This is a genomic window from Microbacterium sp. NPDC058345 (assembly GCF_042723855.1).
Lineage (GTDB): Bacteria > Actinomycetota > Actinomycetes > Actinomycetales > Microbacteriaceae > Microbacterium.
This window is the reverse complement of sequence record NZ_JBHXIG010000002.1, coordinates 45,567-71,024: the sequence shown is the minus strand read 5'-3', so window position 1 is coordinate 71,024 and position 25,458 is coordinate 45,567. Positions and strand designations below refer to the sequence as shown.

The 25,458-nt window shown below is 70.2% G+C and carries 23 protein-coding genes; 7 read left to right on the top strand and 16 right to left on the bottom strand.

Translation table 11 applies throughout. The features are described from left to right. Window positions 1-60 precede the first annotated feature (60 nt). The 6 genes from ACFWH5_RS07870 to truB all read right to left on the bottom strand — a co-directional run bounded on the left by ACFWH5_RS07870 (window position 61) and on the right by truB (window position 6,390). On the bottom strand, window positions 61-1,089 hold the full coding sequence (locus ACFWH5_RS07870) for a 6-phosphofructokinase (protein WP_378833721.1): 1,029 nt from the start codon (window positions 1,087-1,089) through the stop codon (window positions 61-63). 225 nt (window positions 1,090-1,314) lie between these two features. Continuing rightward, window positions 1,315-3,459, bottom strand: a complete 2,145-nt coding sequence (locus ACFWH5_RS07865) for a DEAD/DEAH box helicase (RefSeq protein WP_378833719.1) — start codon at window positions 3,457-3,459, stop codon at window positions 1,315-1,317. A gap of 251 nt (window positions 3,460-3,710) precedes the next feature. Beyond that, complete coding sequence (locus tag ACFWH5_RS07860) at window positions 3,711-4,661, bottom strand: bifunctional riboflavin kinase/FAD synthetase (protein ID WP_378833717.1); 951 nt, start codon at window positions 4,659-4,661, stop codon at window positions 3,711-3,713. Further along, on the bottom strand, window positions 4,658-5,095 hold the full coding sequence (locus ACFWH5_RS07855) for a hypothetical protein (RefSeq protein WP_378833715.1): 438 nt from the start codon (window positions 5,093-5,095) through the stop codon (window positions 4,658-4,660). Before ACFWH5_RS07855 ends, ACFWH5_RS07860 begins: the two co-directional genes overlap by 4 nt. Window positions 5,096-5,131: 36 nt before the next feature. Continuing rightward, complete coding sequence (locus tag ACFWH5_RS07850) at window positions 5,132-5,500, bottom strand: hypothetical protein (protein ID WP_378833712.1); 369 nt, start codon at window positions 5,498-5,500, stop codon at window positions 5,132-5,134. Next, window positions 5,497-6,390, bottom strand: a complete 894-nt coding sequence (gene truB / locus ACFWH5_RS07845) for a tRNA pseudouridine(55) synthase TruB (protein WP_378833710.1) — start codon at window positions 6,388-6,390, stop codon at window positions 5,497-5,499. Before truB ends, ACFWH5_RS07850 begins: the two co-directional genes overlap by 4 nt. Before the next feature lie 78 nt (window positions 6,391-6,468). Between truB and ACFWH5_RS07840 the strand changes: the two genes are divergently transcribed. Next, window positions 6,469-7,371 (top strand): A/G-specific adenine glycosylase, encoded by a 903-nt coding sequence (locus ACFWH5_RS07840; protein WP_378833707.1) that lies wholly within the window; start codon window positions 6,469-6,471, stop codon window positions 7,369-7,371. A 9-nt stretch (window positions 7,372-7,380) separates the two neighbouring features. Here the strand turns inward: ACFWH5_RS07840 and ACFWH5_RS07835 are convergent, their stop codons facing one another. After that, a complete protein-coding gene (locus ACFWH5_RS07835) occupies window positions 7,381-7,947 on the bottom strand; it encodes a TetR/AcrR family transcriptional regulator (RefSeq protein ID WP_378833705.1) in 567 nt (188 codons plus the stop codon). 150 nt (window positions 7,948-8,097) lie between these two features. Here ACFWH5_RS07835 and ACFWH5_RS07830 point away from each other — a divergent pair, with 150 nt between their 5' ends. Continuing rightward, window positions 8,098-9,411: a glycosyltransferase gene (locus ACFWH5_RS07830; protein ID WP_378833702.1), complete on the top strand. Its 1,314-nt coding sequence runs from the start codon at window positions 8,098-8,100 to the stop codon at window positions 9,409-9,411. Window positions 9,412-9,429: 18 nt separating this feature from the next. Here the strand turns inward: ACFWH5_RS07830 and rbfA are convergent, their stop codons facing one another. The 6 genes from rbfA to ACFWH5_RS07800 form a co-directional block, all read right to left on the bottom strand. Then, window positions 9,430-9,873 (bottom strand): 30S ribosome-binding factor RbfA, encoded by a 444-nt coding sequence (gene rbfA / locus ACFWH5_RS07825; RefSeq protein WP_378833700.1) that lies wholly within the window; start codon window positions 9,871-9,873, stop codon window positions 9,430-9,432. 60 nt (window positions 9,874-9,933) lie between these two features. Then, window positions 9,934-12,690, bottom strand: a complete 2,757-nt coding sequence (gene infB / locus ACFWH5_RS07820; RefSeq protein WP_378833698.1) for a translation initiation factor IF-2 — start codon at window positions 12,688-12,690, stop codon at window positions 9,934-9,936. 59 nt (window positions 12,691-12,749) lie between these two features. After that, entirely contained in the window at window positions 12,750-13,040 is a 291-nt protein-coding gene (locus ACFWH5_RS07815) for a YlxR family protein (protein ID WP_378833696.1), read from the bottom strand. Between the two features lie 60 nt (window positions 13,041-13,100). Further along, a complete protein-coding gene (gene nusA / locus ACFWH5_RS07810) occupies window positions 13,101-14,084 on the bottom strand; it encodes a transcription termination factor NusA (protein ID WP_378833694.1) in 984 nt (327 codons plus the stop codon). Between the two features lie 142 nt (window positions 14,085-14,226). Beyond that, a complete protein-coding gene (locus tag ACFWH5_RS07805; protein WP_378833692.1) occupies window positions 14,227-15,261 on the bottom strand; it encodes a TIGR00730 family Rossman fold protein in 1,035 nt (344 codons plus the stop codon). A 49-nt stretch (window positions 15,262-15,310) separates the two neighbouring features. Continuing rightward, window positions 15,311-17,071 (bottom strand): proline--tRNA ligase, encoded by a 1,761-nt coding sequence (locus tag ACFWH5_RS07800; RefSeq protein WP_378833690.1) that lies wholly within the window; start codon window positions 17,069-17,071, stop codon window positions 15,311-15,313. A 134-nt stretch (window positions 17,072-17,205) separates the two neighbouring features. Here ACFWH5_RS07800 and ACFWH5_RS07795 point away from each other — a divergent pair, with 134 nt between their 5' ends. Genes ACFWH5_RS07795 through ACFWH5_RS07780 form a run of 4 tightly spaced genes read left to right on the top strand, consistent with a single transcriptional unit; the run spans window position 17,206 to window position 20,299 of the window. Then, window positions 17,206-18,624 (top strand): RNB domain-containing ribonuclease, encoded by a 1,419-nt coding sequence (locus ACFWH5_RS07795; protein WP_378833688.1) that lies wholly within the window; start codon window positions 17,206-17,208, stop codon window positions 18,622-18,624. Window positions 18,625-18,645: 21 nt separating this feature from the next. Next, window positions 18,646-19,092 carry an NUDIX domain-containing protein gene (locus ACFWH5_RS07790; RefSeq protein WP_378833686.1) on the top strand — a complete coding sequence of 149 codons (447 nt, stop codon included), beginning with the start codon at window positions 18,646-18,648 and terminating at the stop codon, window positions 19,090-19,092. Continuing rightward, window positions 19,089-19,565 (top strand): GNAT family N-acetyltransferase, encoded by a 477-nt coding sequence (locus ACFWH5_RS07785; protein ID WP_378833684.1) that lies wholly within the window; start codon window positions 19,089-19,091, stop codon window positions 19,563-19,565. Before ACFWH5_RS07790 ends, ACFWH5_RS07785 begins: the two co-directional genes overlap by 4 nt. A 44-nt stretch (window positions 19,566-19,609) precedes the next feature. Continuing rightward, window positions 19,610-20,299: a nucleotidyltransferase domain-containing protein gene (locus ACFWH5_RS07780; protein ID WP_378833683.1), complete on the top strand. Its 690-nt coding sequence runs from the start codon at window positions 19,610-19,612 to the stop codon at window positions 20,297-20,299. 203 nt (window positions 20,300-20,502) lie between these two features. Here the strand turns inward: ACFWH5_RS07780 and ACFWH5_RS07775 are convergent, their stop codons facing one another. The 3 genes from ACFWH5_RS07775 to ispG form a co-directional block, all read right to left on the bottom strand. Beyond that, on the bottom strand, window positions 20,503-21,219 hold the full coding sequence (locus ACFWH5_RS07775; protein WP_378833680.1) for an alpha/beta fold hydrolase: 717 nt from the start codon (window positions 21,217-21,219) through the stop codon (window positions 20,503-20,505). Between the two features lie 66 nt (window positions 21,220-21,285). Further along, entirely contained in the window at window positions 21,286-22,146 is an 861-nt protein-coding gene (locus tag ACFWH5_RS07770; protein ID WP_378833679.1) for a hypothetical protein, read from the bottom strand. Then, window positions 22,146-23,297, bottom strand: a complete 1,152-nt coding sequence (gene ispG / locus ACFWH5_RS07765; RefSeq protein WP_378833677.1) for a flavodoxin-dependent (E)-4-hydroxy-3-methylbut-2-enyl-diphosphate synthase — start codon at window positions 23,295-23,297, stop codon at window positions 22,146-22,148. Before ispG ends, ACFWH5_RS07770 begins: the two co-directional genes overlap by 1 nt. 264 nt (window positions 23,298-23,561) lie before the next feature. On the opposite strand from ispG, the gene ACFWH5_RS07760 reads away from it, so the two are divergent. Then, on the top strand, window positions 23,562-25,442 hold the full coding sequence (locus tag ACFWH5_RS07760) for a chorismate-binding protein (RefSeq protein WP_378833675.1): 1,881 nt from the start codon (window positions 23,562-23,564) through the stop codon (window positions 25,440-25,442). Window positions 25,443-25,458 lie beyond the last annotated feature (16 nt).

Below are 25,458 nucleotides of genomic sequence, written 5' to 3'. Positions count from 1 at the left end.
ACCCGCACCGACTCGGACGCGCTCGGCCCTCGCGTCGGGCGCGCTGGGCCGGAGCCGGGATCAGCCGAACAGGGCGGCGGCCTCGTCGTAGCGCTCGCGGGGGACGGTGTTGAGCTCGCCCAGCGCGTCGGCGAAGGGCACCCGCACGATCTCGGTGCCGCGCATGGCGAGCATCTGTCCCCAGCCGCCGTCGACCAGTGCATCCGCGGCGTTCAGACCGAACCGGGTCGCCAGCACGCGGTCGAAGCCGGACGGGGAGCCGCCGCGCTGGATGTGGCCGAGAACCGTCGACCGCGTCTCGATGCCGGTGATCCGCTCGATCTCCGGGGCGAGCATCTCGCTGATCCCGCCCAGTCGCGGGCGGTTGAACGCGTCGAGCCCCTTGTCGCTGAAGGCCTCGTCCATGCCGTCGAGCTTGAATCCCTCCGACACCACGACCAGCGGCGCACGTCCCCGGTCGAAGGCGCTCGTGACGAGGGCGCAGATCTCGTCCATCGACATCGGCACCTCGGGAATGCAGATCACGTGAGCGCCCGCGGCCATGCCCGCGTGCAGCGCGATCCAGCCGACGTGGCGCCCCATGACCTCGGCGACCATGCAGCGCTGGTGCGAGTCGCCGGTGGTGCGCAACCGGTCCATGGAGTCGGTGGCGATGTTCACCGCGGTGTCGAAGCCGAAGGAGTAGTCGGTCGCCCGCAGGTCGTTGTCGATCGTCTTCGGCACACCGAGGACGTTGATGCCGTCCTTCGACAGGCGATCGGCCGCCGCGAGCGTGCCCTCGCCGCCGATCGCGACGATGCCGTCGATGTTGTGGGCGGCGAGCGTCCTCGCGATGTTCTCGGCCCCGCCGCGCGGGCCCTCGTAGGGATTGGTGCGACTGGTCCCGAGGATCGTGCCGCCGACCTTCGACAGTCCCTTCACCTCATGCCGCGTCAACGGGAAGAAGTCGCCGTCGACCACACCGCGCCAGCCGTCCCGGATGCCCACGAACTCGAGGTGGTGGTTGGTGGTGCCCTTGAGCACGATGCCGCGGATGACCGCGTTCAGGCCGGGGCAGTCGCCGCCGCTGGTGAGGATGCCGATCTTCATGCTGCTGCCTTCATGCTCGGGATGCTTCGAAAGGGGGTGAGAGGCGACGCTGCCCGTCTTCGACCCTAGTGCTCCCGGCGTGCGGATGCCATTTCCCGATGCCGAGAACCGCAGATCTTCACCGGCTGGAACCCCTGTCGACGCGAAGTTCGCAAGATCCTGCCGACGGCACACGAAAAGGGGCGTCAAGAACCGCAGTTCTTAACGCCCCCTCATCCGTGCCGGTCAGGCCGTGCGCAGCGCCTCACGCAGCAGGTGCATGAGCGCGGCGAGCTGCACGGGCTCCCCCGCGGTCTCCTCGACGGATTCGCCGTCGAGCGCGCGGGCGGCGAGCCCCTGCTTCTGGTCGATCAGCTCGGCGATCTTCGTGTCGATCGTGTGCGCGGCGATGATCCGCCACGCCGTGACGGGCTCGTCCTGGCCGATGCGATGCACCCGGTCGATCGCCTGCGTCTGCTCGGCGGCCGTCCAGCTGAGCTCTGCGAGCACCACGTTGGATGCGGCCTGCAGGTTCACGCCCACACCGGCGGCGGTCAGCGAGCACACCGCGATGCCGACCTCGGGGTCGGTGTTGAACGCGTCGATGGCCTGCTGGCGGGCCGGCGTGGACTGGTCTCCGCGAATCGACACCGCCCGGATGCCCGACGCGGCGAAGTGCGCTTCGGCCTGGTCCATGACGTCCACGTGCTTCGCGAAGAACACGACCTTCTCGACCGAACGCTGCAGCTGCGCGGCGTAGTCGGCGGCGAGCTGTGCCTTGGCCTGACCGATCTTGCGCACCATGGTGAAGACGTTGTCGCCCCCGGTGCCCGCCGCCTTCGACTCCTCGAGCTCGTTGTGGGCGACGAGGCGGACGATGTCCTCGTCAATGCCGGCCGAGCCGGCGGCGCCGTGCGCCGTCGCGCGCGCCTCGACGATCCGGCGGTACTTCGCCGCCATGCGCTCGCCGAGCTCGCGCTCCGCCTGACGGATGCCGCGGCCGAACTCGTCGTCCAGCTGCACGGGGAGGTCTGCGACGAGCTTGTCCGGCAGGTCGGCGGCGACGTCCTTCTTCTTGCGACGCACGATGCCCATCGAGATGACGGCTTCGCGGGCCTCGGCGTAGAAGGACTTGTCGGCGGGCGTGAGCCCGGTCGCCTCGAGCTTCTCCATCAGTTGGGGCCCGGGCTTCTCGCCGTTCGTCCAGCCGAGGAAGCGCCAGATCGCGTCGAAATCCTCGACGTCGTTGATCAGCGGCGTTCCGGTCAGGGCCAGCATCAGCGGGTCGTGCTCCCGCTCGCGGATGCGGGCCGCCAGCGCCAGCACGTTCTGAGAGCGCTGCGACGACAGGTTCTTGATGAAGTGCGCCTCGTCGACGACCATGCCCTTCAGGCCGATCGAGGACAGCCAGGACAGGTGCCGGTCGAGAATCTCGTAGTTGACGATGAACACATCGGCGAAAGCGTCGATGTCGGCGCCGTCGCCCTGGATCACCGTGGCGCGACGCTGCGGCGTCCACCGCTCGACCTCCCGCGCCCAGTTCATCTTCACCACGTTCGGCACGACCGCCAGCAACGGGTACGCTTCCGCGACCGAGGCGGCCAGCGCCGACTGGGCGGTCTTGCCCAGACCGGGCTCGTCGGCCAGCAGGAAGCTGCGGTGGCCGCCCCGGACGGCCTCGACGAATCGAGCCTGGTGCGCCATCACCTCGCGCCCCTTCGGAGAGATGTGGTCGTACTCCGGGGTGAGGGGCAGCTCCATGGTCGCCGCTCCGCCACCGGCGCCCGTCTCGAACGACTTGTACAGCGGCCCCATCAGCTCCCAGCCGTCGAGACGTCGCCGCGGCACTGCCGCGGGGCGCGGGGTCAGATCGGGAGCCAGGAAGGGGTTGGCCAGCTGCCGCGCCTCCACGGATGGCGGCGTCACCTGCTTCTCGGCCAGCGCCGCGGGCACCACGGGGGCCCGCACGGGGGCGATGTCGGTGATGATGAGCTCTTCGGGCGGCAGCTCCGCGCCCGACTCGAGCAGCCAGTCACGGCGCATGCGCTTCGCGACCGGAGACGTGGCCTGGTCGGCCTCCAGCAGCTGGATCAGCGAGGTGTCGCGGGCGGCGGTCTTGGCGAGGATCGTGGCGACCCCGTCGAGCCGCTTCAGCAGCTCCGCGCGGGCGGCATCCGTCAGCTCGGCATCGGCCTTCACCCTGGCGCGCTCCTCGCGGACGAGGAAGGCGATCACCTGGAACTTGACGCGGTTCGTGGGGCCCAGCTTCGAGCGCTGGGCCTTGGCCTCGATCTCGCGCACTTTGCGGGCGAGGATCGGGATAAGCGGCGCCTCATCATCGCGACGAGACGTCTTCTTTCGCCGCGGTGCGGCGGTCGCCGTGGTCGGCATGCTCCTCCTGAGCGTGAGTACCTGCGTCCGGCGTGGCCGGACTCTGCGCTCCGCGAGCGGCTCCTGGAGAGGACGCCGCGAGAGTGCGGAGAGTGGGGGCTGCGGACGCGGACCTGGTCAGAACGCGCGGACCCCTCGCGAGGATTCTACGCCATGCTCCCCGGCATGTCAGCCGCAGGATGTGGTGCGTCGACCGTCGCCGCCCCCCTCGGTGGCGATGCGAGACCCACCGCAGCCCGTCGGCGACGGCGTCAGGCGGTCAGGCCCAGTCTCGCGCGGGCCTCGGCGACATCGGCCGCGATCTGCGCGATCAGCGTTCCCATGCCGTCGAAGGCGACCATCCCGCGAAGATGGTCCGTGAACTCGACGGTGACCCGGTGGCCGTAGAGATCGAGGTCGCCGGCATCCAGCACATGCGCCTCGACCTGGCGACGCTCGACGTCGTCGAACGTCGGGTTGGTGCCGACCGAGATCGCGGCGGGGTGCCGGATGCCCGTGTCGTGGTCATCGAGCCATCCGGCGTACACGCCGTCGGCCGGGATCAGGGCATCCACGGACTCCGAGAGGTTGGCGGTCGGGAACCCGAGCTCCCGCCCGCGTTTGAGGCCGTGCACGACCTCACCGGACACGGTGACGGGACGGCCCAGCGCGCCGGCGGCGGCGGTGACGTCGCCGTGCGCCAGCAGCTCCCTGATCCAGGTCGACGACACCCGGCGGTCGGCGCCCTCGGGATGGACGTCGTCGACGACCTCCACGGTGAAGTCGTGTTGGGAACCGAGCTCGCGCAGCGACTCCGGGGTGCCCGCTCCGCCCCTTCCGAAGCGGAAGTCGCGGCCGACGAGCACGGTGGTCACCTTCAGCGCATCGACGAGGATGCGGCGTACGAAGTCCTCGGCCTCGAGTGAGGCGAGTGTCCTGTCGAAGGTGAGCAGCAGCGTGGCGTCGATGTCTAGTTCGCCGAGCAGATCGAGCTTGCGCTCGGTCGCGACGACGTTCTCGGGACAGAGCTCGGGACGCAGGATCTCGAGCGGGTTGCGGTCGAACGTGACCGCGACGGTGCGCGCGCCGGCCGCCGCGGCGGCCTCGCGCATCCGCTCGATCACCGCCCTGTGCCCGACGTGCACACCGTCGAACTTGCCGATCGCCACGACCGTGCGACCGAAATCGGCGGGCACCTCCGAGGGATCGCGGAAGACGATCATGCGGGCACCTCCTGCGGCAGGCGCGCGCTCTCCGGGCGGTGCGTGCGCAGCCACCACAGGCCGCAGACGGGCAGCACCAGCGGCACGAAGAGGTAGCCCATACCGAAGAACGACCACACGCTGTCGTGCGCGAACAGCGCGGGCGCGCCGAGGCTGAGCGCGCCGACGACGATCACACCGGTCAGCTCGAACACGACGGCCACCCAGGCGACCGCGTACCACCCACGCCGGCGGGCCAGCACGAGCGCGAGAGTGGCGAGGATGTACACCGCGGCGGCGAGGGCCGAGAGCGTGTACGCCAGCGGCGCCTCTTCGAAGCGGCGGACGACCTGGACGAAGCTGCGTCCGGTGGCCGCCAGCGCCATCACGGCGTAGACGATGACGAGAACGCGGCCGATGCCCGTCATGCGGGTGCGCGGAACGGTGTGGGACATGGCGTCCTCCATCCTAATCCGCCTCCGCGGAGCGGGTCATGCGACCTGCAGGGTCCAGATCGCCTGCATGCGCCACAGCATGATCGCCAGTGACAGGCCGATCACGCCGAGGATGACGGTGCTCCATCGGCTGCGCTCCAGCAGCGCCCACGTCACGCCGCCCAACGGCAGCAGCAGCGCCGAGATCAGATAGACCCAGTACTCCAGCAGATCCCCGGTGGGCGGGTTGCCGGCCAAAGGCGCGACGATGGCGATGACGATCTGCACGACGAGCAGCAGCTCGACCACGGCAAGGCTGCCGACCGTCCAGTCGCTCGGGCGCCGGCCGGCGAATCCGGCGGCGAGGCAGAACAGACCGGCCGCGCATGCGAGCGAGATCTGCACGATCGTGAACCACAGGATCATGGGGTGACCTCCGGCATGTTCATCGCGCTCTTGATGTCCTTTCCGCGCGCCTCGAGGATGCCGATCAGCGCCCCGTCCGGATCGATCGCCGCCACCTCGGCTGCCTGGAGGCGGCTCGCCTGGCCGACCAGGCGCTTGCCGTGCCGAAGATCTCGCGCCTCGTCGGCGGACACCTCGAGCGCCGGAAGCACTCGGCGTGCCGCGGCGGCGGGACTCAGTGCGACGGCGTCGGCGAGCCCATCGAGGCCGACCGCGTCGGCGACGTCGAACCCGCCCACGCGTGTTCGACGCAGCCGGGTCAGATGGCCGCCGACGCCGAGCGCGGCGCCGAGGTCGCGGGCCAGCGCGCGGATGTACGTGCCCGAGGAGCAGTCCACGACCACATCCAGATCGAACACGCCGTCGCCCGTGCGCGTCGCGAGGACGTCGAAGCGCGACACCAGGACCTGCCGGGCGGCGAGCTCGACGCTCTCCCCCGCCCGGACGCGGTCGTACGCGCGCCTGCCGTCGACCTTGATGGCCGAGACGGAGCTCGGCACCTGCGAGAGCGGGCCGGTGAGGTCGCGGATGCCGGCTCGCACCCGCTCGTCGGTGACGGCCTCCCAGGCGGTCGGATCGGCCGTGGCGACGACGTCGCCCTCGGCGTCGTCGGTCGTCGTGCTCTGTCCGAGTCGCATCGTCGCGGTGTACGTCTTGTCGGCGCCCACGATGTAGGTCAGCAGTCGGGTGGCACCTTCGACGCCGATCACGAGCAGCCCCGTCGCCATCGGGTCGAGCGTGCCCGCGTGTCCGACCTTGCGGGTGCCGAAGGCACGCCGCGTGCGTGCGACCACGTCGTGACTGGTCAGACCACCGGGCTTGTCGACGAGGAGGATTCCGGGCGATACCACCCGTTCAGCCTACGCGTTCCGCAGCGGACGCCACGCTCTCGCGGCCGTCGGGCCGCCGCGGCACCCTAGGCTGAAAGGATGACCGCCGGCATCCGGGAATCCGCTCCGCTCCTGGCGGACGAGCTGAGCGGCTGGTATCGCGCGGCCGCGAGGGATCTGCCCTGGCGGCGACCGGAGTTCCACGAGCGCTACGGCGCATGGGGAACGCTGGTGAGCGAGTTCATGCTGCAGCAGACGCCGGTGGCGCGCGTCATCCCGCACCTGCTGGCGTGGCTGGAACGGTGGCCCGAACCGCGAAGCCTGGCGCGGGCGACTCCGGCGGAGGTCGTGCATCAGTGGGCGAATCTCGGCTACCCGCGGCGCGCCCTCTGGCTGCACCGCGCGGCGATCGAGGTGGCCGAGAGACACGGCGGCGTGGTGCCACGCGAGGTGCCGGCCCTGCTCGCCCTGCCCGGCATCGGCGAGTACACGGCGAGAGCCGTGGCCGTCTTCCACTACGGCGACAGGCATCCCGTCGTCGACACCAACACGCGGCGGGTGCTCGCGCGCGTCGTCGACGGGCCATCGCAGCCCGGCCCGCCGTCACCGCGCGACCTCGTCCGCATGGCGCAGCTGCTGCCGGACGAGGACGGCCGTGCGGCGACGTTCAACGCGGCGATGATGGAGCTGGGCGCCGTCGTGTGCACGGCGCGATCTCCGCGCTGCGAGGAGTGCCCGATCGCGTCTCGATGCGCCTGGCTGCGGTCCGGCCGTCCCGACACGGGCGATCGGCGCCGCCGCCAGGCGCGCTACGAGGGCTCCGACCGCCAGGCCCGGGGTGCGGTGCTGCGTGCCCTGCGCGACGCACCGGAGCACGCGATGCGCGCGCACGACGCGGTGCCCGACTGGCCCGACGGCGCTCAGCGAGACCGCGCCATCGACTCCCTGATCGCCGACGGGCTCATCGAGGCCGTCGGCTCGATGTTGCTGCTTCCCCGCTGACGCGAACGATCAGCGAGGCGACACCAATTCGAGCATGAGACGGGCGATCAGTGCCCGATACTCGTCGTCTCCCGCTCCCTCGATGCGGACAATGCGGTCGTACACCTCGACGGATCCGATGACGTCGGTCCACCGGGCCAACTCCGCGTCCGGCACATCGTCGCGCAGCCAGCCGCGCTCGCGCCAGAGCCGCATCACCCGCAGGTTCTCCGCGCGGATGCTGTCGGTGAGTCTCCGCAGGGATGCGGCGACCTCCCCGTCGGTGCGTGCCGCCTCGGAGAACGCCAGCCAGAGCCCATGGCTGCGACCGTTCACCGTGGCGAGGACGTCAGCGCTGATCCGGGCGGCGTCCTCGCGGGAGGAGGCGCGCGAGAACTCGCGGCCCAGCTCGCTGTCGAGCACCCTGCCGCCCGGACCGGTGCCGAACGAGACGAGATCGATCGCAGCCTGCAGGAGCCTGATCTTCGGCCCGTGCGCCTGCACAGTCTCGGTGGACACGCCGGCGGCGCGGGCGATCCGCGGCAGCGACGTCCCGGCGTAGCCGAGCTCGGCGAACAGATCGGCGGCGGCGCGCACGACCCGCTCTCTCGTGGCAGCCGCCTGCTGCTCCCGAAGCGCGGACGTGTATTTCCTCGCAGAACCTGTTCGCGGCATATTGACTCCTGTGGCACTGTAGTGAATACTTCTTCTCTGTATTCAACACTACACGCTCTGATTGGAGCCGCCATGTCATCCATCCTGTTCGCCAGCGTTCCCGTGCACGGCCACGTCACACCCCTGCTCTCGCTGGCACAAGCGTTCGCCGCCCGCGGCGACCGCGTCCGATTCCTCACCGGTGCACGGTTCCGAGACGCCGTCACTGCCACCGGGGCCGAGCACGTGCCGCTGCCTGCCGAAGCCGATTTCGACGACCGGAACGTCTCCGACAGGTTTCCCGACCGAGAACGGCTTTCGGCGGTGAAGGCCATCGCGCACGACATCGAGCACGTCTTCGTGCGTCCCGGCGCCGCGCAGTATGCAGCGGTACGCGCCGCCCTTGCGGAGGAACCCGCCGACGCGATCGTCGCCGATCCGACGTTCGCCGCGGGCGCGCTGCTCGTCGAGCTGCCGGTGGAGGAGCGCCCACCGGTCATCGTCGGCGGCGCCCTGCCGCTGAACCTGCCCGCTCCGGGTCTCGCACCCTTCGGACTCGGACTCGCCCCGCTCGGAGGACCCGTGGGGTGGATGCGGAACCGGCTCCTTCACGGTCTGACCGACCGGCTGTTCGACCCGGTGAACGCCGCCGGTCGCGCGATCTCCCGACAGGTGCACGGGCGCGAGCCGCAGGTGCCGGTCATGGACTGGATGCGGCACGCCGAGCTGATCGCACAGCTCACCGTGGCATCCTTCGAGTATCCGCGGCCGACATCGGCCGGGCGGGTCCAGTTCGTCGGACCGGTCTCGGTCTCCAGCGCGCACGTTCACCGGAGACCCGCCTGGTGGGCCGACCTGGACGGGACCCGCCCGGTCATCCACGTCACGCAGGGGACACTGGCGAACCACGATCCCGGGGAACTGATCCGACCCGCGATCGACGCCTTCGCTGACTCCGACGCACTGGTCGTGGTGTCGACGGGTGGCGCCCCGGTCTCCCGACTGGGCGCGCTGCCCGCGAACGTACGCGCCGCGGAGTTCCTGCCCTACGACGAGCTGCTGCCCCGCACAGCCGTGATGATCACCAACGGCGGCTACGGCGGGGTGCACTTCGCGCTTCGCCACGGCGTGCCGGTCGTCGTCGCGCCCGGCAAGGAGGACAAGAACGAGGTGGCGGCGCGGGTCGCCTGGTCGGGCGCAGGGCTGAATCTGCGTACGCAGCGGCCGTCGCCGGCCAGGCTGCGCCGCGGGGTCGAGCGTGTGCTCCGAGAGCCGTCCTACCGCGCCGCGGCGCGACGCATCGGCACGGACATCGCCCGCTCCGCAGGTTCCGCCGGTTTCGTGAGCGCCGTCGACGACGTCATCGCGAAAAGCCGCACGTCGACGTTGTCGCCGGTCACCATGTGACGCCGCGGTCGGACGTCGTCAGCTCGCGTCCGCGTCCTCGTCCTCGTCCTCGTCACGTCGGTAGGGGTCGGCCTCGCCCGCGTGGCTCGCTCCGGCGGCGAGTCGCGCCACCTCCTCGTCACGCTCGCGTGCCTGCCGCAGCAGATCCGCGATGTGGCCGGCCGACTCCGGGAGCGCGTCGGGGATGAACTCGAGCGTCGGCACGAGACGCACGTTGAGCTGGCGTCCGACCTCCTTGCGCAGCAACCCGGTCGCCGAGGCGAGCGCGGCGCCACTGGCGACGCGCTCCTCGTCGGTGCCGAGCACCGTGTAGAACACGGATGCGTGCTGAAGGTCGCCGGACACGCGCACATCCGTGATCGTCACGAAGCCGAGGCGCGGGTCGCGCAGCCCCTTCTCGAGGCGCTCGGCCAGGATCACCCGGATGCGGTCCGCGAGCCGTGCCTGTCGTTCTCCAGCCATGTTCTCTTTCCTCCGTGACGAATGAGGGGCGCCCGCGGGCGCCCCTCATGATCGGTCAGCTCAGCCGCGAGGCTTCTCGACGAGCTCGGTGGTCTCGATCTCGTCGCCGATCTGGATGTCGTTGTACTTGCCCAGGCCGATACCCGCCTCGAAGTCCGTGCGGACCTCGGTGACGTCGTCCTTGAAGCGGCGCAGCGACTCGATGGCCAGGCCGTCGGCGATGACCACGCCGTCGCGGATGACCCGCGCCTTGGCGTTGCGCGTGATCGTTCCCGAGCGGACGATGACACCGGCGATGTTGCCGACCTTCGACGACCGGAACACCTCGCGGATCTCTGCGACACCCGACTGGACCTCTTCGAACTCGGGCTTGAGCATGCCCTTCAGCGAGTTCTCGATCTCGTCGATGGCCGAGTAGATCACCGAGTAGAACCGCACGTCCACGCCCTCACGAGCCGAGGCCTCACGGGCCTTGGTGTCGGGGCGGACGTTGAAGCCCACGATGATGGCGTTGTCGATCGTCGCGAGGTTGACATCCGACTCGGTGATCGCGCCGACGCCGCGGTGGATGATCCGAAGCTGAACCGACTCGTCGACCTCGATCTTGAGCAGCGACTCCTCCAGCGCCTCGACGGCACCCGACACGTCACCCTTGATGATGAGGTTGAGCGTCTCGACCTTGCCCTCTTCGAGAGCACGGGTGAAGTCCTCGAGCGAGATGCGCTTGCGAGCCTTGGCCAGCTGCGCGTTGCGCTCGACGGCCTCGCGCTTCTCGGCGATCTGACGGGCCATGCGGTCCTCGTCCGTGACGATGAAGACATCGCCGGCGCGGGGCACGGAGTTCAGACCCTGCACCTGCACCGGACGCGAAGGCGCGGCCTCGCTGACGGACTCGCCGTTCTCATCGAGCATCGCACGCACGCGGCCGTAGGCGGTGCCGGCGACGATGGCGTCTCCGACACGGAGCGTTCCGGACTGGATCAGCACCGTGGCGACGGAACCGCGGCCCTTGTCGAGCTTCGCCTCGATCGCGACACCGCGGGCGGCCTTGTTCGGGTTCGCCGTGAGGTCGAGACCCGCGTCGGCCGTCAGCAGCACCGCGTCGACGAGCTCCTGGATACCGGTGTTGTTGCGCGCCGAGACGTCGACGAACATGACGTCGCCGCCGTACTCCTCGGCGACCAGACCGTACTCGGTGAGCTGCTGACGCACCTTGGCGGGGTTCGCCTCGGGCTTGTCGACCTTGTTGACCGCCACCACGATCGGCACATCCGCCGCCTGGGCGTGGTTCAGCGCCTCCACCGTCTGCGGCATGATGCCGTCGTCGGCGGCGACCACGAGGATCGCGATGTCGGTCACCTGCGCACCACGGGCGCGCATGGCGGTGAACGCCTCGTGACCCGGGGTGTCGATGAAGGTGACGGCGCGCTCGATGCCGTCGTGCTCGGTCCAGATCTGGTACGCACCGATGTGCTGGGTGATGCCGCCGGCCTCGCCCTCGATGACGTTGGACTGCCGGATCGCGTCGAGCAGGCGGGTCTTACCGTGGTCGACGTGACCCATGACGGTGACCACCGGAGGACGGATCTCGAGATCCTCATCGCTCTCCGCCTCGAGCTCCTGCTCGAGGTTGAGACCGAAGCCCTCGAGGAGCTCCTTGTCCTCGTCCTCGGGCGAGACCATCTGGATCTTGTAGCCCAGCTCGGCACCGAGCACCTCGAAGGTCGCCTCGTCCAGCGACTCGGTGGCCGTGGCCATCTCGCCGAGGTTGAAGAGGATCGTGACCAGGGTGCCGGGCTGGACGGTGTACCCGTTCAGCGCCTCGAGCTTGTCGGCGAAGTCCGCGATCGACGCGCCGCGCCGCAGGCGGATCGTCTCGCCGTTGCCCTTCTGGACGTTGACGCCGCCGACGATCGGCGCCGACCGCATCTCGAATTCCTGGCGCTTCGCCCGACGCGACTTGCGCTGCTTGCTCTTGCCGCCGCCCTTACCGAACGCGCCGGCCGTGCCGCCGCCGGGGCCGCGGCCGCGGCCGCCACCTCCGCCCGGACGGCCGGCGAAGCCGCCGCCGGGACGCTGGAAGCCGCCGCCACCCGCACCGGCACCGGGACCGCCGGGACGACCGGGACCGCCGGAGCGCTGCTGGAACGGAGCACCAGGACGACCGCCCTGACCGCCGCGTGCACCGCCGCCGGCACCGGGACGACCGGGGCGCGGTGCGCCGATCCGGGGCGAACCAGGACGCGGGGCCTGCGGACGGGGGATGTTCCCGGGGGTCGGGCGCTGGCCCATGCCCTGTGCCGAGGCGAAGGGGTTGTTGCCGGGGCGGGGGCCCGCCGGGCGCGAACCCATGCCCTGCGAAGAGGAGAACGGGTTGTTGCCGGGACGCGGTGCGCCGGGCTTGGGAGCCGAGCCACCGGGCTTGGGCCCTGCGGGCTTGGCCGGGCCGGGCGCCGGGGCGCCGGAGGGCTCTGCTGCGCTCTGCGGGTCGACCTTCGGCTCGGCAGCCGCGGGGGCCTTGGCCTCGGCGGCGGGCGCCTCAGGCGCGGCAGGCTTGGCCGGGCCGGGCTTGGGTCCGGGCGTGGGTGCACCGGACTTCGGGGCGGCCTTCGCCGCGGGCTTCTCGTCTGCCTTGGTCGCGGGCTTCGCGGTGGGGTCGGCCTCGATCGCAGCGCGCAGCTTGCGCGCCACGGGGGGCTCGATGGTGGAAGAGGGACTCTTCACGAACTCGCCGAGCTCCTTGAGCTTCGCGAGTGCGAACTTGCTGTCGACGCCGAGTTCAGCGGCGATCTCGTGCACACGTGGTTTGGCAGCCACAATTCTCCTGTCTGGGTCGGTCCGCCCAGGCAGGGCAGACCACTAGTCGCGGACGGGTCTCATTTCGAGCCGTTCACTTTGTTTCCATAGCCGCTCAGCCGTTTCTCGATGGTCTGCGCGTCCTCCGCCTCGGGAAACCCGATCGCGGGAGATACGCGGAGTGCTCGTGCGAAAGCCCGGCGCCGCACTGCGGCATCCAGACATTCGGATGCCGGATGCAGCCACGCGCCCCTCCCCGGCAGGACCGCTCGCTCGTCGAAGACGAGCTCACCATCGCAGTGGACCACCCTGATCAGGGCGGATCGAGAGGCACGACCGCGGCATCCGACACACGTTCGTACAGGTTCCATCTTACACCTCGCCGTGGGGATCCGAGCCCGGCGCACGTCTCGCGCGCCCGGCGAACCGGATCAATCCATCACGCTGTCGGGCTGGATGTCGATCTTCGCCCCGGTCAGCTTGGCGGCGAGACGGGCGTTCTGGCCCTCCTTGCCGATCGCGAGCGACAGCTGGTAATCGGGCACCAGGGCGCGCACCGCCTTGGTGCCGGCATCCAGCACGAACGCGGAAGTGACCTTGGCGGGCGACAGTGCGTGGGCGACGAAGGTGGCGAGGTCGGCGTGATGGTCGACGATGTCGATCTTCTCCCCTGCCAGCTCCTCCGTGACGGCACGCACCCGTCGACCCATCTCGCCGATGCAGGCGCCCTTCGCGTTCACGGAGGCGTCGGTGGCGCGCACCGCGATCTTCGTGCGGTGTCCGGCCTCGCGCGCGAGCGAGACGATCTCGACCAGGCCGGCGGCGATCTCGGGCACCTCGAGGGCGAAGAGCTTGCGCACCAGCCCCGGATGGGTTCGCGAGACCGTGATCGAGGGACCCTTGGCGCCCTTGGCGACGCTGGTGACGTAGACGCGCAGGCGCGATCCGTGCGAGTACTCCTCGCCGGGGACCTGCTCCTCGGGCGGAAGGATCGCCTCGACGCTGCCGAGGTCGACATGGATCATCCGCGGGTTGGGGCCCTGCTGGATGACGCCGGCGACGATGTCGCCCTCCTTGCCGCGGAACTCTCCGAGCACGGCGTCGTCGGCGATGTCACGCAGGCGCTGACCGATGACCTGCTTGGCGGCGTACGCCGCGATGCGTCCGAAATCGGCGGGTGTCGCCTCCTCCTCGCCGATGACCGCTCCTTCGTCGTCGCGCACGGGCTGCAGCACCGCGACGTGACCGCTCTTGCGGTCGAGTTCCACCCGGACGCCCTCGGGCACTGCGCCGTCGGCCGAGACGTGCTTGCCATAGGCGGTCAGGATGGCCTGCTCGATGATCGACACGAGTTCGTCGAAGGGGATGGCCTTCTCCTTCTCGATTCCGCGCAGCAGTCCGAGTTCGATGTCCATCAGCGGTCTCCTCTATTCAGCTCTCCCCGCGATCAGGCTCTCCGCGGGCATCCGTACAGGATAGCCGACCCCTCGGGGTTCGGCCCAGTCGACGGGGCGCCGAGCGGCGGTGTCGGAACGGACATCAGCCCGGTCCCGATGCTCAGCCGGCGGACGGCAGCGCGCTGATGGCGCGGATCAGTCGGTGCAGCGAACCCACCGCGCGCTGCTCGAGATGCATCACGAGCCGGGGAAGCTCGACCGCATCGCCGTCGAGGCGCTCGACCTCGAGCGCCTCCGAACGCGTGATCCGGCCGTCCGCGCACAGGTGGCCGAAGCGCTCGTTGAGTTCCTCGACCTCGGCATCCGTCGGCTCGTGCAGCAGGCGCAGCACCAGCCGGTCGCCGACCCAGCGCAGCGAGTCGTAGTTGCGCCAGAACCCGGTGATGTCGCTCACCGCCTCATCGACCGAGTCGGTGATGAGCACGCGGTCCAGATCGTCCGGGGAGATGACGCCGGCGGGCACCAGGTGCTCGTCGACGAAGGCCTTGAGGCCGCCCCAGAACGATCCGCCCTTCGCATCGAGCAGCACGATCGGCACCGGCTCCGCCTTGCCGGTCTGCTGCAGCGTGAGCAGCTCGAACATCTCGTCCATCGTGCCGAAGCCGCCGGGAAGGCAGATGAATCCGCGGGACTCCTTCATGAGCATGAGCTTGCGCGTGAAGAAGTACTTCATCGACACGACCTGGGCGTCCTGCTCGATGATCGTGTTGGCCTTCTCCTCGAAGGGCAGCCGGATCGACACTCCCAGCGACATCTTCGAGCCCGCGCCCTCCGCCGCCGCCTGCATGATCCCGGGGCCGGCGCCGGTGACGACCATCCAGCCGTCCGCGGCCAGCTCCGCGGCGACATCCCGCGCCTGCACGTACAGCGGATCGTCCTGCAGCGTGCGGGCGGAGCCGAACACCGTGACCTTCGGCACGTGATGGAAGGGACGGAACAGCCGGAACGCCCCGTGCATCTCACTCAGCGCCGACGACGCGATCTTCAGATCGAGCCGGTCGGTGTGCTCCAGCCCGAGCCGGAGGGCGGTCTGGATCATCCGGGTGACGAGGCCTCGCTCGGTGCGGATGCCCGCCTCGTCGAGGAGCTCGGTCATCCGACGCCTCAGGTCGTCGTTCAGCGCAGCATCCGTCATGCCTCCCACCCTGGCACAGCCCACCGGAACGGACGCGGATCGCCGCGGGTCAGCGCCCTGCGGTCAGAAGACGCACCGCCTCATCGACGGCCAGCGTCTCGCGCTCTCCACTGCGTCGGTTCCACAGCTCGACCTGACCGTCGGCCGCGCCGCGGCCGACGACGAGCACCCGCGGCACGCCGACCAGCTCGGCGTCGCCGAACTTCACCCCCGGCGACACCTTCGGGCGGTCGTCGTAGAGCACATCGAAGCCGGACTCCTCGAGCTGCGCCGAGACGCGCTCGGCCATCTCGAACGCGAGCTGGTCCTTGCCCGTGGCGACCACGTGGACGTCGAACGGCGAGACCGATGCCGGCCAGATGAGGCCCCTGTCGTCGTTGTTCAGCTCGGCGATGATCGCGAGGATGCGCGTCACGCCGATGCCGTAAGAGCCCATCGTGACCGTGGTCAGCTTGCCGTTCTCATCGAGCACCTTCAGCCCCAGGGTCTCGGCGAAGAACCGCCCGAGCTGGAAGACATGGCCGATCTCCATGCCGCGTGCGAGCGAGACGGGGCCGGAGCCGTCGGGGGCGGGATCGCCGTCGCGCACGTTCGCGATCTCGACAATGCCGTCGGCGATGAAGTCGCGGCCGGCGACGACGGAGTGCGCGTGCTTCTGATCGAGGTTGGCGCCCGTGATCCAGCGGGTGCCGTCGGCGACGCGCGGGTCGGTGAGGTAGCGGATGCCGGTGGCCGACTCCTCGCCCAGCACCGCGCCGGTGGGTGACCAGGGCCCGATGTAGCCGCGCACCAGCAGCGGGTTGTTCTCGAAGTCGGTGTCGTTGGCGGGCTCCACGGCTGCGGGGGCGAAGGCGACCTCGGCGCGCTTCTCGTCGACCTCGCGGTCGCCGGGCAGCCCCACCACCACGAGCTCGCGGGAGCCGTCGAGGTGGGTGAGGGCGAGCACGACGTTCTTCAGCGTGTCGGCGGCGGTGAACTCGCCCTCCAGGTGGGCGTTGACGTGGGCGACGAGCGTCTCGATCGTGGGGGTGTCGGGCGAGTCGAAGATCGTGGCCTGCGGAGCATCGTCCCAGCCCGTCGGCTCCGGAGCAGTGGTCGTGTACGCCTCGACGTTCGCTGCGTATCCGCCCGCGGTGCGGACGAACGTGTCCTCGCCGACCGGGGTCGGATGCAGGAACTCCTCGCTGCGTGCGCCCCCCATCAGACCGTTGTCGGCGGCGACGATGACGTACTCGAGGCCGAGCCGCTGGAAGATGCGCTCGTAGGCGTCGCGCTGCGCCTGGTAACTCGCTTCCAGGCCCGCGTCGGAGGAATCGAAGGAGTAGGCGTCCTTCATGGTGAACTCGCGACCGCGCAGCAGGCCGGCCCGGGGACGCGCCTCATCGCGATACTTGTCCTGGATCTGGTAGATCGTCAGCGGCAGGTCCTTGTACGAGGAGTACAGATCCTTCACCAGCAGCGTGAACATCTCTTCGTGAGTCGGCGCGAGCAGGTAATCAGCGCCCTTCCGATCCTGCAGCCGGAAGATGCCCTCGCCGTAGGACTCCCAGCGACCGGACTGCTCATAGGGGTCACGGGGCAGCAACGCGGGGAAATGCACCTCGAAGGCGCCCGCCGCGGCCATCTCCTCGCGGATGATCCGTTCGAGCTTCGCCTTCACCCGCAGGCCCAGCGGCAGCCACGTGAAGATACCCGGTGCAGCGCGACGGATGTAGCCGGCGCGGACCAGAAGTCTGTGGCTGGTGACCTCGGCGTCAGCCGGGTCTTCGCGGAGCGTGCGGAGGAAGAAGTTCGAAAGACGTGTGACCACGGGACGATTCTAGTGACCGCATCGAACCGCCCCCGCGCGGCATCGCGATCAGGCACGAGTGCGCACGCCGAGGGCCCCGTCGGCGGGCAGCCTCGTCGCGGGATCGTCATGAAACCCCGGCATAGGGTGGGGACATGCCTCAGCGCCGATCGCACGTCGCTCCGTCCGCCGCGCAGAGCGGGCTCGCCACCGCCCTCGGCGCCCTTCGCGCGGAGTACGAGACGCCGTTCGCCGCCGAGGCGCTCGCCGAGGCGGAGCGGGCTTCGGCCCCCGCACCCGGCGTGGATCTGCGCGACCTTCCCTTCGCCACGCTCGACCCGGCCGGCTCGCGCGACCTCGATCAGGCGTTCCATCTCGAGCGCGACGGGCGCGGCTATCGCGTGCGGTACGCCATCGCCGACGTGCCTGGGTTCGTTCGTCCCGGCGGCGCGCTGGATGCGGCGGCTCGCGAGCGCGGGCAGACCCTCTACGCGGCGGACGGCTCGATCCCGCTGCATCCGCCCGCGCTCAGCGAGGGAAGCGCATCGCTGCTGCCCGATGAAGACCGTCCTGCGCTGGTCTGGAGCTTCGCGCTGGATGCCGAAGGCGCCGTCACCGATGTCAGCCTGCAGCGCGCGCTCATCCGCTCACGGGCGCAGTTGGACTACGTCGGCGCACAGGCGGCGCTCGACCGCGGCGAGGACTCCCCCGTGAGCCTGCTGCCGGAGATCGGGCGCCTGCGGCTCGAACGAGAAGCCGAGCGCGGGGGCGCGAGCCTGAACCTGCCCGACACCGAGGTCGTCCGCCACGATGACGGCCGCTACGGGATCGAGCGACGGCACCCGCTGCCCATCGAGGACTGGAACGCGCAGCTGTCGCTGATGACCGGCATGGCCGCCGCCGAGATGATGCTGAGTGCCAAGGTCGGCGTGCTGCGCACCATGCCGCAGCCCGGGGAGGACGCCTTCGAGACGTTCCGGCGCCAGACCGAAGCCTTGGGACGCCCCTGGACCATTGGTCGGTACGGCGAGTATCTGCGCAGTCTGGAACGAGCCGATCCGCTCACCCTGCCGATTCTGGAGGCGGCGAGCGCGCTCTTCCGGGGTGCCGGCTACGTGGCCTTCGACGGGCAGCTCCCCGGCGAGACGGAGCAGGCGGCGATCGGGGCGCCGTATGCGCACGCCACCGCTCCGCTGCGTAGGCTGGTCGACCGCTGGTCCCTGACCGTGTGCCTCGCCGTGGCCGAGGCCAGGGAGGTGCCCGACTGGGCGCGTCGCAGTCTGGCCGACCTGCCCGAGCTCATGCAGCGCTCGTCGTCGCGCGCATCCCAGTTGAACTCACGCACGATCGGCCTCGTGGAGGCCGCGCTGCTCGCCCCGCACGTGGGCGAGGTCTTCGAGGCCTCGGTGATCCGCGCGGCGAACGGCGAGGGCGAGGCGACGATCCAGCTGGCGGAGCCGGCCGTCACCGCGCGCGCGAAGATCTCCGCGGACGCGGCGCCGGGCAGCTCGGTGCGCGTGCGGCTGGATGCCGCGGAGGTCGAGACCGGCGAGGTCGTGTTCGCCGGCGCCTGACGCCGCTCGTACGATAAGCACATGGCGCTGATCGTCGACAAGGTCGTCTGCTACGTGGTGGCCGACGACCATCTGCTCGTCTTCACGCATGACGACGAGCCGCTGACCGTCACCGGCGTGCAGGTGCCCGCCGGCACGATCGAACCGGGCGAGGATCCGGCAACTGCGGCGTTGCGTGAGCTGCGCGAGGAGACCGGGCTCGGCGGGGTGGTGGTGCGCTCTCTCGGCGTCGCCGAGTACGACCTGTGGCCGGCACGGGACGAGATCGCGCGGCGCCACTTCTTCGAGATGCGGGCGGACGACGCCGACGTCACCGACATCTGGTTCGCCGGCGAAGCAGTGCCGTCCGACGGGGGCGCACCGTCGTCGTGGACCTGCTGGTGGATGCCGCTCACGCAGGCGCACGTGCTCGCCGCCGGGCTGGGTGCGATGCTCGGCACGCTCACGCGGCCGGGTGCCGAGGGATGACCGAGGTCACGATCCGCGATTACCGTGCCGCGGATGCGCCGGCGACGCTGCGGGTGTTCCTCGAGGCGATCACGATCACCGCGTCCGCCGACTACTCCCCCGAGCAGATCTCCGCATGGGCGCGTCCGGAGCAGCGCCGCCTCGACGACTGGGATCGCTCCATGAGTGCTCGTTCCGGTTTCGTCGCGCTCGTGCAGGGTGCCGTCGCCGGATTCTCGGATGTCAGCGGCGACGGTCACGTCGACATGATGTTCGTGTCGCCTGCGGCCGGGGGCAGAGGGGTGGGTCGAGCCCTGATGCACGAGGTCGAGGCGAGGGCGCGGCAGGCCGGCGCCCCGCGACTGTGGGCCGACGTGAGCATCACCGCGCGAGGATTCTTCGAGCACGCCGGATTCACGGTGCAGACAGAACAGCATCCGGTCACCGGCGGGGTGCGGATGACCAACTACCGCATGGTGAAGACCCTCGCCTGATCGCCCAGGTGATCAGGCGCGACTGTCGCCGATATCCTGATCGCGTGCACTTCACCGCCGTCACCGAACGATTCATCGCACGGCATCACGCGAATGCGCAGGTCGCATTGATCGGCGGCAGTACGGCGCGCGGCGAGCGCACGAGCACGAGCGACATCGACCTGCTGCTCATCGGTGACGGGCTCTTCGGGGAAGACCGAACGAGCGAAGCCACGACGGTGGCGTTCGACGGCGAGGTCTTCGAGGTGTTCGCCTATACCGAAGCCGGATTCCAGGAGTGGGCGGAACGCGACGTCGCGCGACGACGACCCGTCATCCTGGAGATGCTGATGGACGGCGTGGTCGTCCGCGATGACGGCAGCCTGGCGCGGCTGAGGGACCGCTGGGCGCCGGTGCTGGCGTCGGGACCCGTGTTGTCCGACGAGGAGTCCGCCCTTCGCCGTTACGTGATCACCGACCTGATCGACGATCTGCGCGACGCCGTCGATCCGCTGGAGCAGGCGGTCATCGCCGGGGCGCTGTTCGAGCGCGTCTCCGAACTCATGCTGCTGTGCGAGCATCGATGGATTGCCACCGGCAAGTGGCTTCCCCGACGGCTTCGGATGCTCAGCCGGACACGCACGGATGCGCTGGCCGCTCCTCTGCTCGCCGGCGACTACGCGCGCTTCGCGGACAGGGCGGAAGACGAATTGCACCGCGCGGGAGGCCGCCTGCAGGACGGCTTCGTGCGGTAGGGGTCACCGCTCAGTCGGCGGCCGCCGCCGACGTCGTCACCCCCAGCAGCTGCGGGTCGCTGAGGTCGAGTGAGACGGTGATCGACGCCGCTCACGCGGACGCACGTGCTCGCCGCCGGGTTGGGCGCCGAACTCGGCACGCTGACGCGGCGGGACGCCGGACATGATGCCGACCTGCCGAGCTCAACCACGAGCAGCGCAGGTCACCCGGCGAACACCTCCGGAAGAAGCGCGCAGAACCGATCGAAGTGGCTGTACCAGACGGTGTGCGCGGCACCGGGCACGTCACGGACCTGCACACCGCGCAGGGAGAGCCGGCCCGCCTCGGCGTCGGAGACGTAGCTGCTCGGCCGCGCGCGGATCAGAATGGATCCCGCCTCTGGGACGTGACTCACATCCGCGCCGGCCGAGATCGAGGCGGCCGTCGCCGGGTCGAACCTCTCGGCGGCGCGCGCCTCGACCTCGGCATCCGTCTGCGAGTAGAACGGCCGGCTCGTCCTCAGCCAGGTGGGGTCGGTTCGCCGCCGGCGGTCGGCCTCATAACGGGCGGCGAGCGCCACGCGGTCGGCTCCGCCCGGGAAGTGACACGCGGTGTCGACGTACACGGTGCACTCCAGGGGCAGCCGGTCGGCGGCCGCCGCCAGCACCGTTCCGCCGTACGAGTGTCCCATCGCCGACAGCGGTGCGCCGCCAGTGAGACCTTCCACCGTCGCGATCACCGCATCGGCCGCCGAGGCGACGGTGCCCTGCGCGTCACGGGCGGAGAGTCCGTGACCGGGAAGGTCGAGTGCGAGCACCCGGTGACCGCGACCGGCGAGCAGAGATCCGATGCGCCACCAGCTCTCGGCCGAACCCATCAAGCCGTGCAGCAGCAGCACCACTCGCTCTCCGGATCCGGACTCCAGGGTGTTCAGCAGCATCCGCACAGTCAAGCACGGCGCACCCGACGATCTCGCGCCGGGCACGTCCGAAGAGCGCAGGCGCGCTCAGTCGGCGGCCAGCGCCGTCGTCGTCATGACCAGCAGCTGCGGGTCGCTGAGCTCGAGTGAGACGGTGATCGACGCGAACTCCGCCAGGGAGCGCACGTGGGTGCCGCCGCACAGGAATCCGACGTCGCCCTCGGGCAGCACACAGCGCCAGCGACGGCGATCGACGATGCTCGGGCCGTCGACGTCGATGCGACTGGCGCCGCCGGATGCCACCCACCCGGCCAAGAGTTCGTTGATGCGTGACTCCCGCGCCGCGAGCGAGCCGGCGAAGCCCTCGGAGTCGAAGCCGGCCTTGCGCAGGCTCTTTCCCAGCCGGTACTCGTCGACGCTGACGTCAACGTCGATGCGGCTCGACTGATTGGCCCTGCCTTCGAAGTCGGGATTGCCCAGCGGATCGGTGCCGATCTCCTTGCGCCACAGGTCGGCGAGCGCCGCATCCAGAGCCAGAGAAGCCAGGTGACAGGCCGTGTGACCGCGACTCAGCGCGTGGCGGCGCTCGGCGTCGACCTCGAGGGTGACGGATGCTCCCGCGACGAGCCGCTCGGGCAGTTCGCCCTCCATGCGGTGCCCGACCAGCCAGGTCCACCCCGGAGCACCCCGCTTGACGGGGATCTCCGCGCCCACCGCGAGCACGCCGTCCTCGCTGACAGCGGCCATCACCGCTTCCGAGACGGTCACAGCGGCATCCGCGACCCGGATGAGGCCGGAATCGCCCGGCTGATCCGGCCAGGTGTGGTCGACGGGATGGAACGGCGTCGCGTCGACGACGACGATCGACTGTTCCGCGTCGAGGAGGAGCACCTCGCCGTCTCCGGTCAGCGCGCCGTCGGGGAACGCGACGCGGGTCGGCTGCATCATCAGCTCGTGACCACCTGAGCGGTGCCGATCGGGGCCTCCGGTCCCATCTCGGCGGCGATGCGGTTCGCCTCCTCGATCAGCGTCTGCACGATGTCGGCCTCGGGCACGGTCTTGATGACCTCGCCCTTGACGAAGATCTGCCCCTTGCCGTTACCGGAGGCGACGCCCAGGTCGGCCTCCCGAGCCTCGCCCGGTCCGTTCACGACGCAGCCCATCACTGCGACGCGCAGCGGGACCGTCATGTCCTTGAGACCCTCGGTGACGTCGTCAGCAAGCGTGTAGACGTCGACCTGCGCGCGACCGCACGACGGGCACGACACGATCTCGAGCTTCCGCTCGCGCAGGTTCAGCGACTGCAGGATCTGGTGACCGACCTTGACCTCTTCCGCGGGAGGGGCCGAGAGCGAGACGCGGATGGTGTCGCCGATCCCCTCTCCGAGCAGGATCCCGAACGCCGTCGCGCTCTTGATGGTGCCCTGGAACGCGGGCCCCGCTTCGGTGACGCCGAGGTGCAGCGGCCAGTCGCCGCGCTCGGCCAGCTGGCGGTAGGCCTTGACCATCACGACCGGGTCGTTGTGCTTCACCGAGATCTTGAAGTCGTGGAAATCGTGCTCCTCGAACAGCGATGCCTCCCATACAGCGCTCTCCACGAGCGCCTCCGGGGTGGCCTTGCCGTACTTCTCGAGCAGCCGCCGGTCCAGCGACCCGGCGTTCACGCCGATGCGCAGCGAGACGCCCGCGGCCTGCGCCGCCTTGGCGATCGCGCCGACCTGGTCGTCGAACTTGCGGATGTTGCCCGGGTTCACGCGCACGGCGGCGCAGCCGGCGTCGATGGCCTGGAAGACGTACTTCGGCTGGAAGTGGATGTCGGCGATGACGGGGATCTGGCTCTTCTTCGCGATGATGTGCAGCACGTCGGCGTCATCCTGCGACGGCACGGCGACCCGTACGATCTCGCATCCCGACGCGGTGAGCTCGGCGATCTGCTGCAATGTGCCGTTGATGTCGGTGGTCTTCGTGGTCGTCATGGACTGCACGCTGACGGGCGCATCGCCGCCGACGAGCACCTTGCCGACCCGGATCTGGCGGGACTTGCGACGAGGGGCGAGGACTTCGGGGACGCGCGGCATCCCAAGGTTCACAGCAGGCACGCTTCAAGGCTACCGTCGCAGGATCGACGCAGGCTGGATGTGCGCAGGCTGATCGGGTGAGCACGAGCAGCCCGCCCCGGCGGCCGCATCCGGTGACGTCACGCACGCCGGAGCGCCTCACCCGATGTGGTACTTTCGCGGTATGTCCGCGACCCGCACCTGGTGGCCCGCCTTCTAGGCGGTGATTCGCGTACCACGAGTCCAGACCGCCTTCCGGGGCGGTCTTCGTGTTTCCGCACCGGATCCCCCAACGAGGAGACACCGATGACCGCACCGCTGCCCGCCCGCATCCGGGAGCTCACCGCGGACCCCGCCGCGTCCTTCGTGCTGATCGCGCGCGACGGCGGTGTCGAGCTGCTCACCGGCGAGGTGGCGGACGTCGACCGACTGGCCGACATCCCGCTCGCAGGACCCGACGGCGCGCGAGAGGTGTTCGCGATGGTGCCGTACTGCCAAGTGCGCGAACGCGGCTTCGACGCCCAGGACGACGGCACACCGCTGCGCTGCCTGCTCGTCGACGGCCACGAGCGGCTCGACGTCGCGGAGCTCGTCGCGGCGCTGCCGGAGGAGCCGATCCCGCTGCGCGGCGGCGGCTTCGACATCACGGACGAGGACTACGGGCAGATCGTGGAGCGGGTGATCGCCGAGGAGATCGGCCGGGGAGAGGGCGCGAACTTCGTGATCCGCCGCGATTACCGCGCGAGCTTCGAAGCCGACGACCGCATCGCGGCGCTCACCTGGTTCCGCGCGCTGCTGGAGCACGAACGCGGCGCCTACTGGACGTTCGCCGTGATCACGCCGGATCGGATCGCCGTGGGCGCAAGCCCTGAGGCGCACGTCGTCGCGCGCGGCGGCGTGGTGACCATGAACCCCATCTCGGGCACGTTCCGTCACCCCGCCGGCGGCGCCACGAAGGCGTCGCTGAGCGAGTTCCTGTCTTCGACCAAGGAGACCGAGGAGCTCTTCATGGTGGTCGACGAGGAGCTGAAGATGATGAGTCAGGTGTGCTCCGACGGCGGGCGCATCACCGGCCCGCATCTGAAGGAGATGTCGAGGCTCACGCACACCGAGTACATGCTGCGCGGGCGCAGCCGGCTCGACCCGCGAGACATCCTGCGCGAGACGATGTTCGCCCCCACGGTGACGGGCTCCCCCATGCAGAACGCCTGTGCCGTGATCCGCCGTCACGAGCACTCGCCGCGCGGCTACTACTCCGGGGTGGCGGCGCTGTTCACCCCGAACGCCGAGGGCGGGCATGATCTCGACGCGCCGATCCTGATCCGCACGGCGTACATCAGCGAGGGACATCTGCGGGTGCCCGTCGGTGCGACGCTCGTGCGGCATTCCGACCCGGCGGGCGAGGTGGGCGAGACGCACGGCAAGGCCGCCGGAGTGCTGGGCGCGATCGGCGCGATCGAGCGCGACGTCGTGGCCGAGGCACGCGACGACGATGCGCCCGCGCCGGCACGCCTCGCGGACGATCCCGAGGTCGCCGCCCTGCTCGCCTCGCGCAACACGCGTCTCGCGGACTTCTGGATGCAGCCGCAGGATGCCGCGCACTCCGACGCCTTCGCCGGACGCCGCGCTCTCGTGGTCGATGCGGAGGATCGCTTCACGACCATGCTGGCCCACCAGCTGCGCCATCTCGGCCTGGAGGTCGAGATCGCGCCGTGGGATGAGGTCGCGGACGCCGACATCGACGCGGCCGACCTGGTGGTGTCGGGGCCGGGACCGGGCGATCCGCGCGACGCGGACTCGCCGCGTGTCACCCGGATGCAGCAGGTGGTCGCCCGCCGCCTCGACGCCGGAACGCCGCTGCTCGCGGTGTGCCTGAGCCACCAGATCCTCGCCGACCGGCTGGGCATCCCGCTGACTCCGCTCGACGCGCCTCATCAGGGCGTGCAGAAGACGATCCCCGTGTTCGGTCAGGACGCGTCTGTGGGGTTCTACAACACCTTCACCGCGCGGGTCTCCCCCGGCACCACCCGGGTCGGCGGCGCCGAGGTGTCTGCCGATCCCTCCACCGGCGACGTGTACGCCCTCCGCGGCGAGCGCTTCGCATCCATCCAGGGCCACCTGGAATCGATCCTCTCCCGCGACGGCATCACCACGCTCGAGCGCCTCGCCGCCCACGCCCTCAGCTGACGCCTGGCAGCCGGGC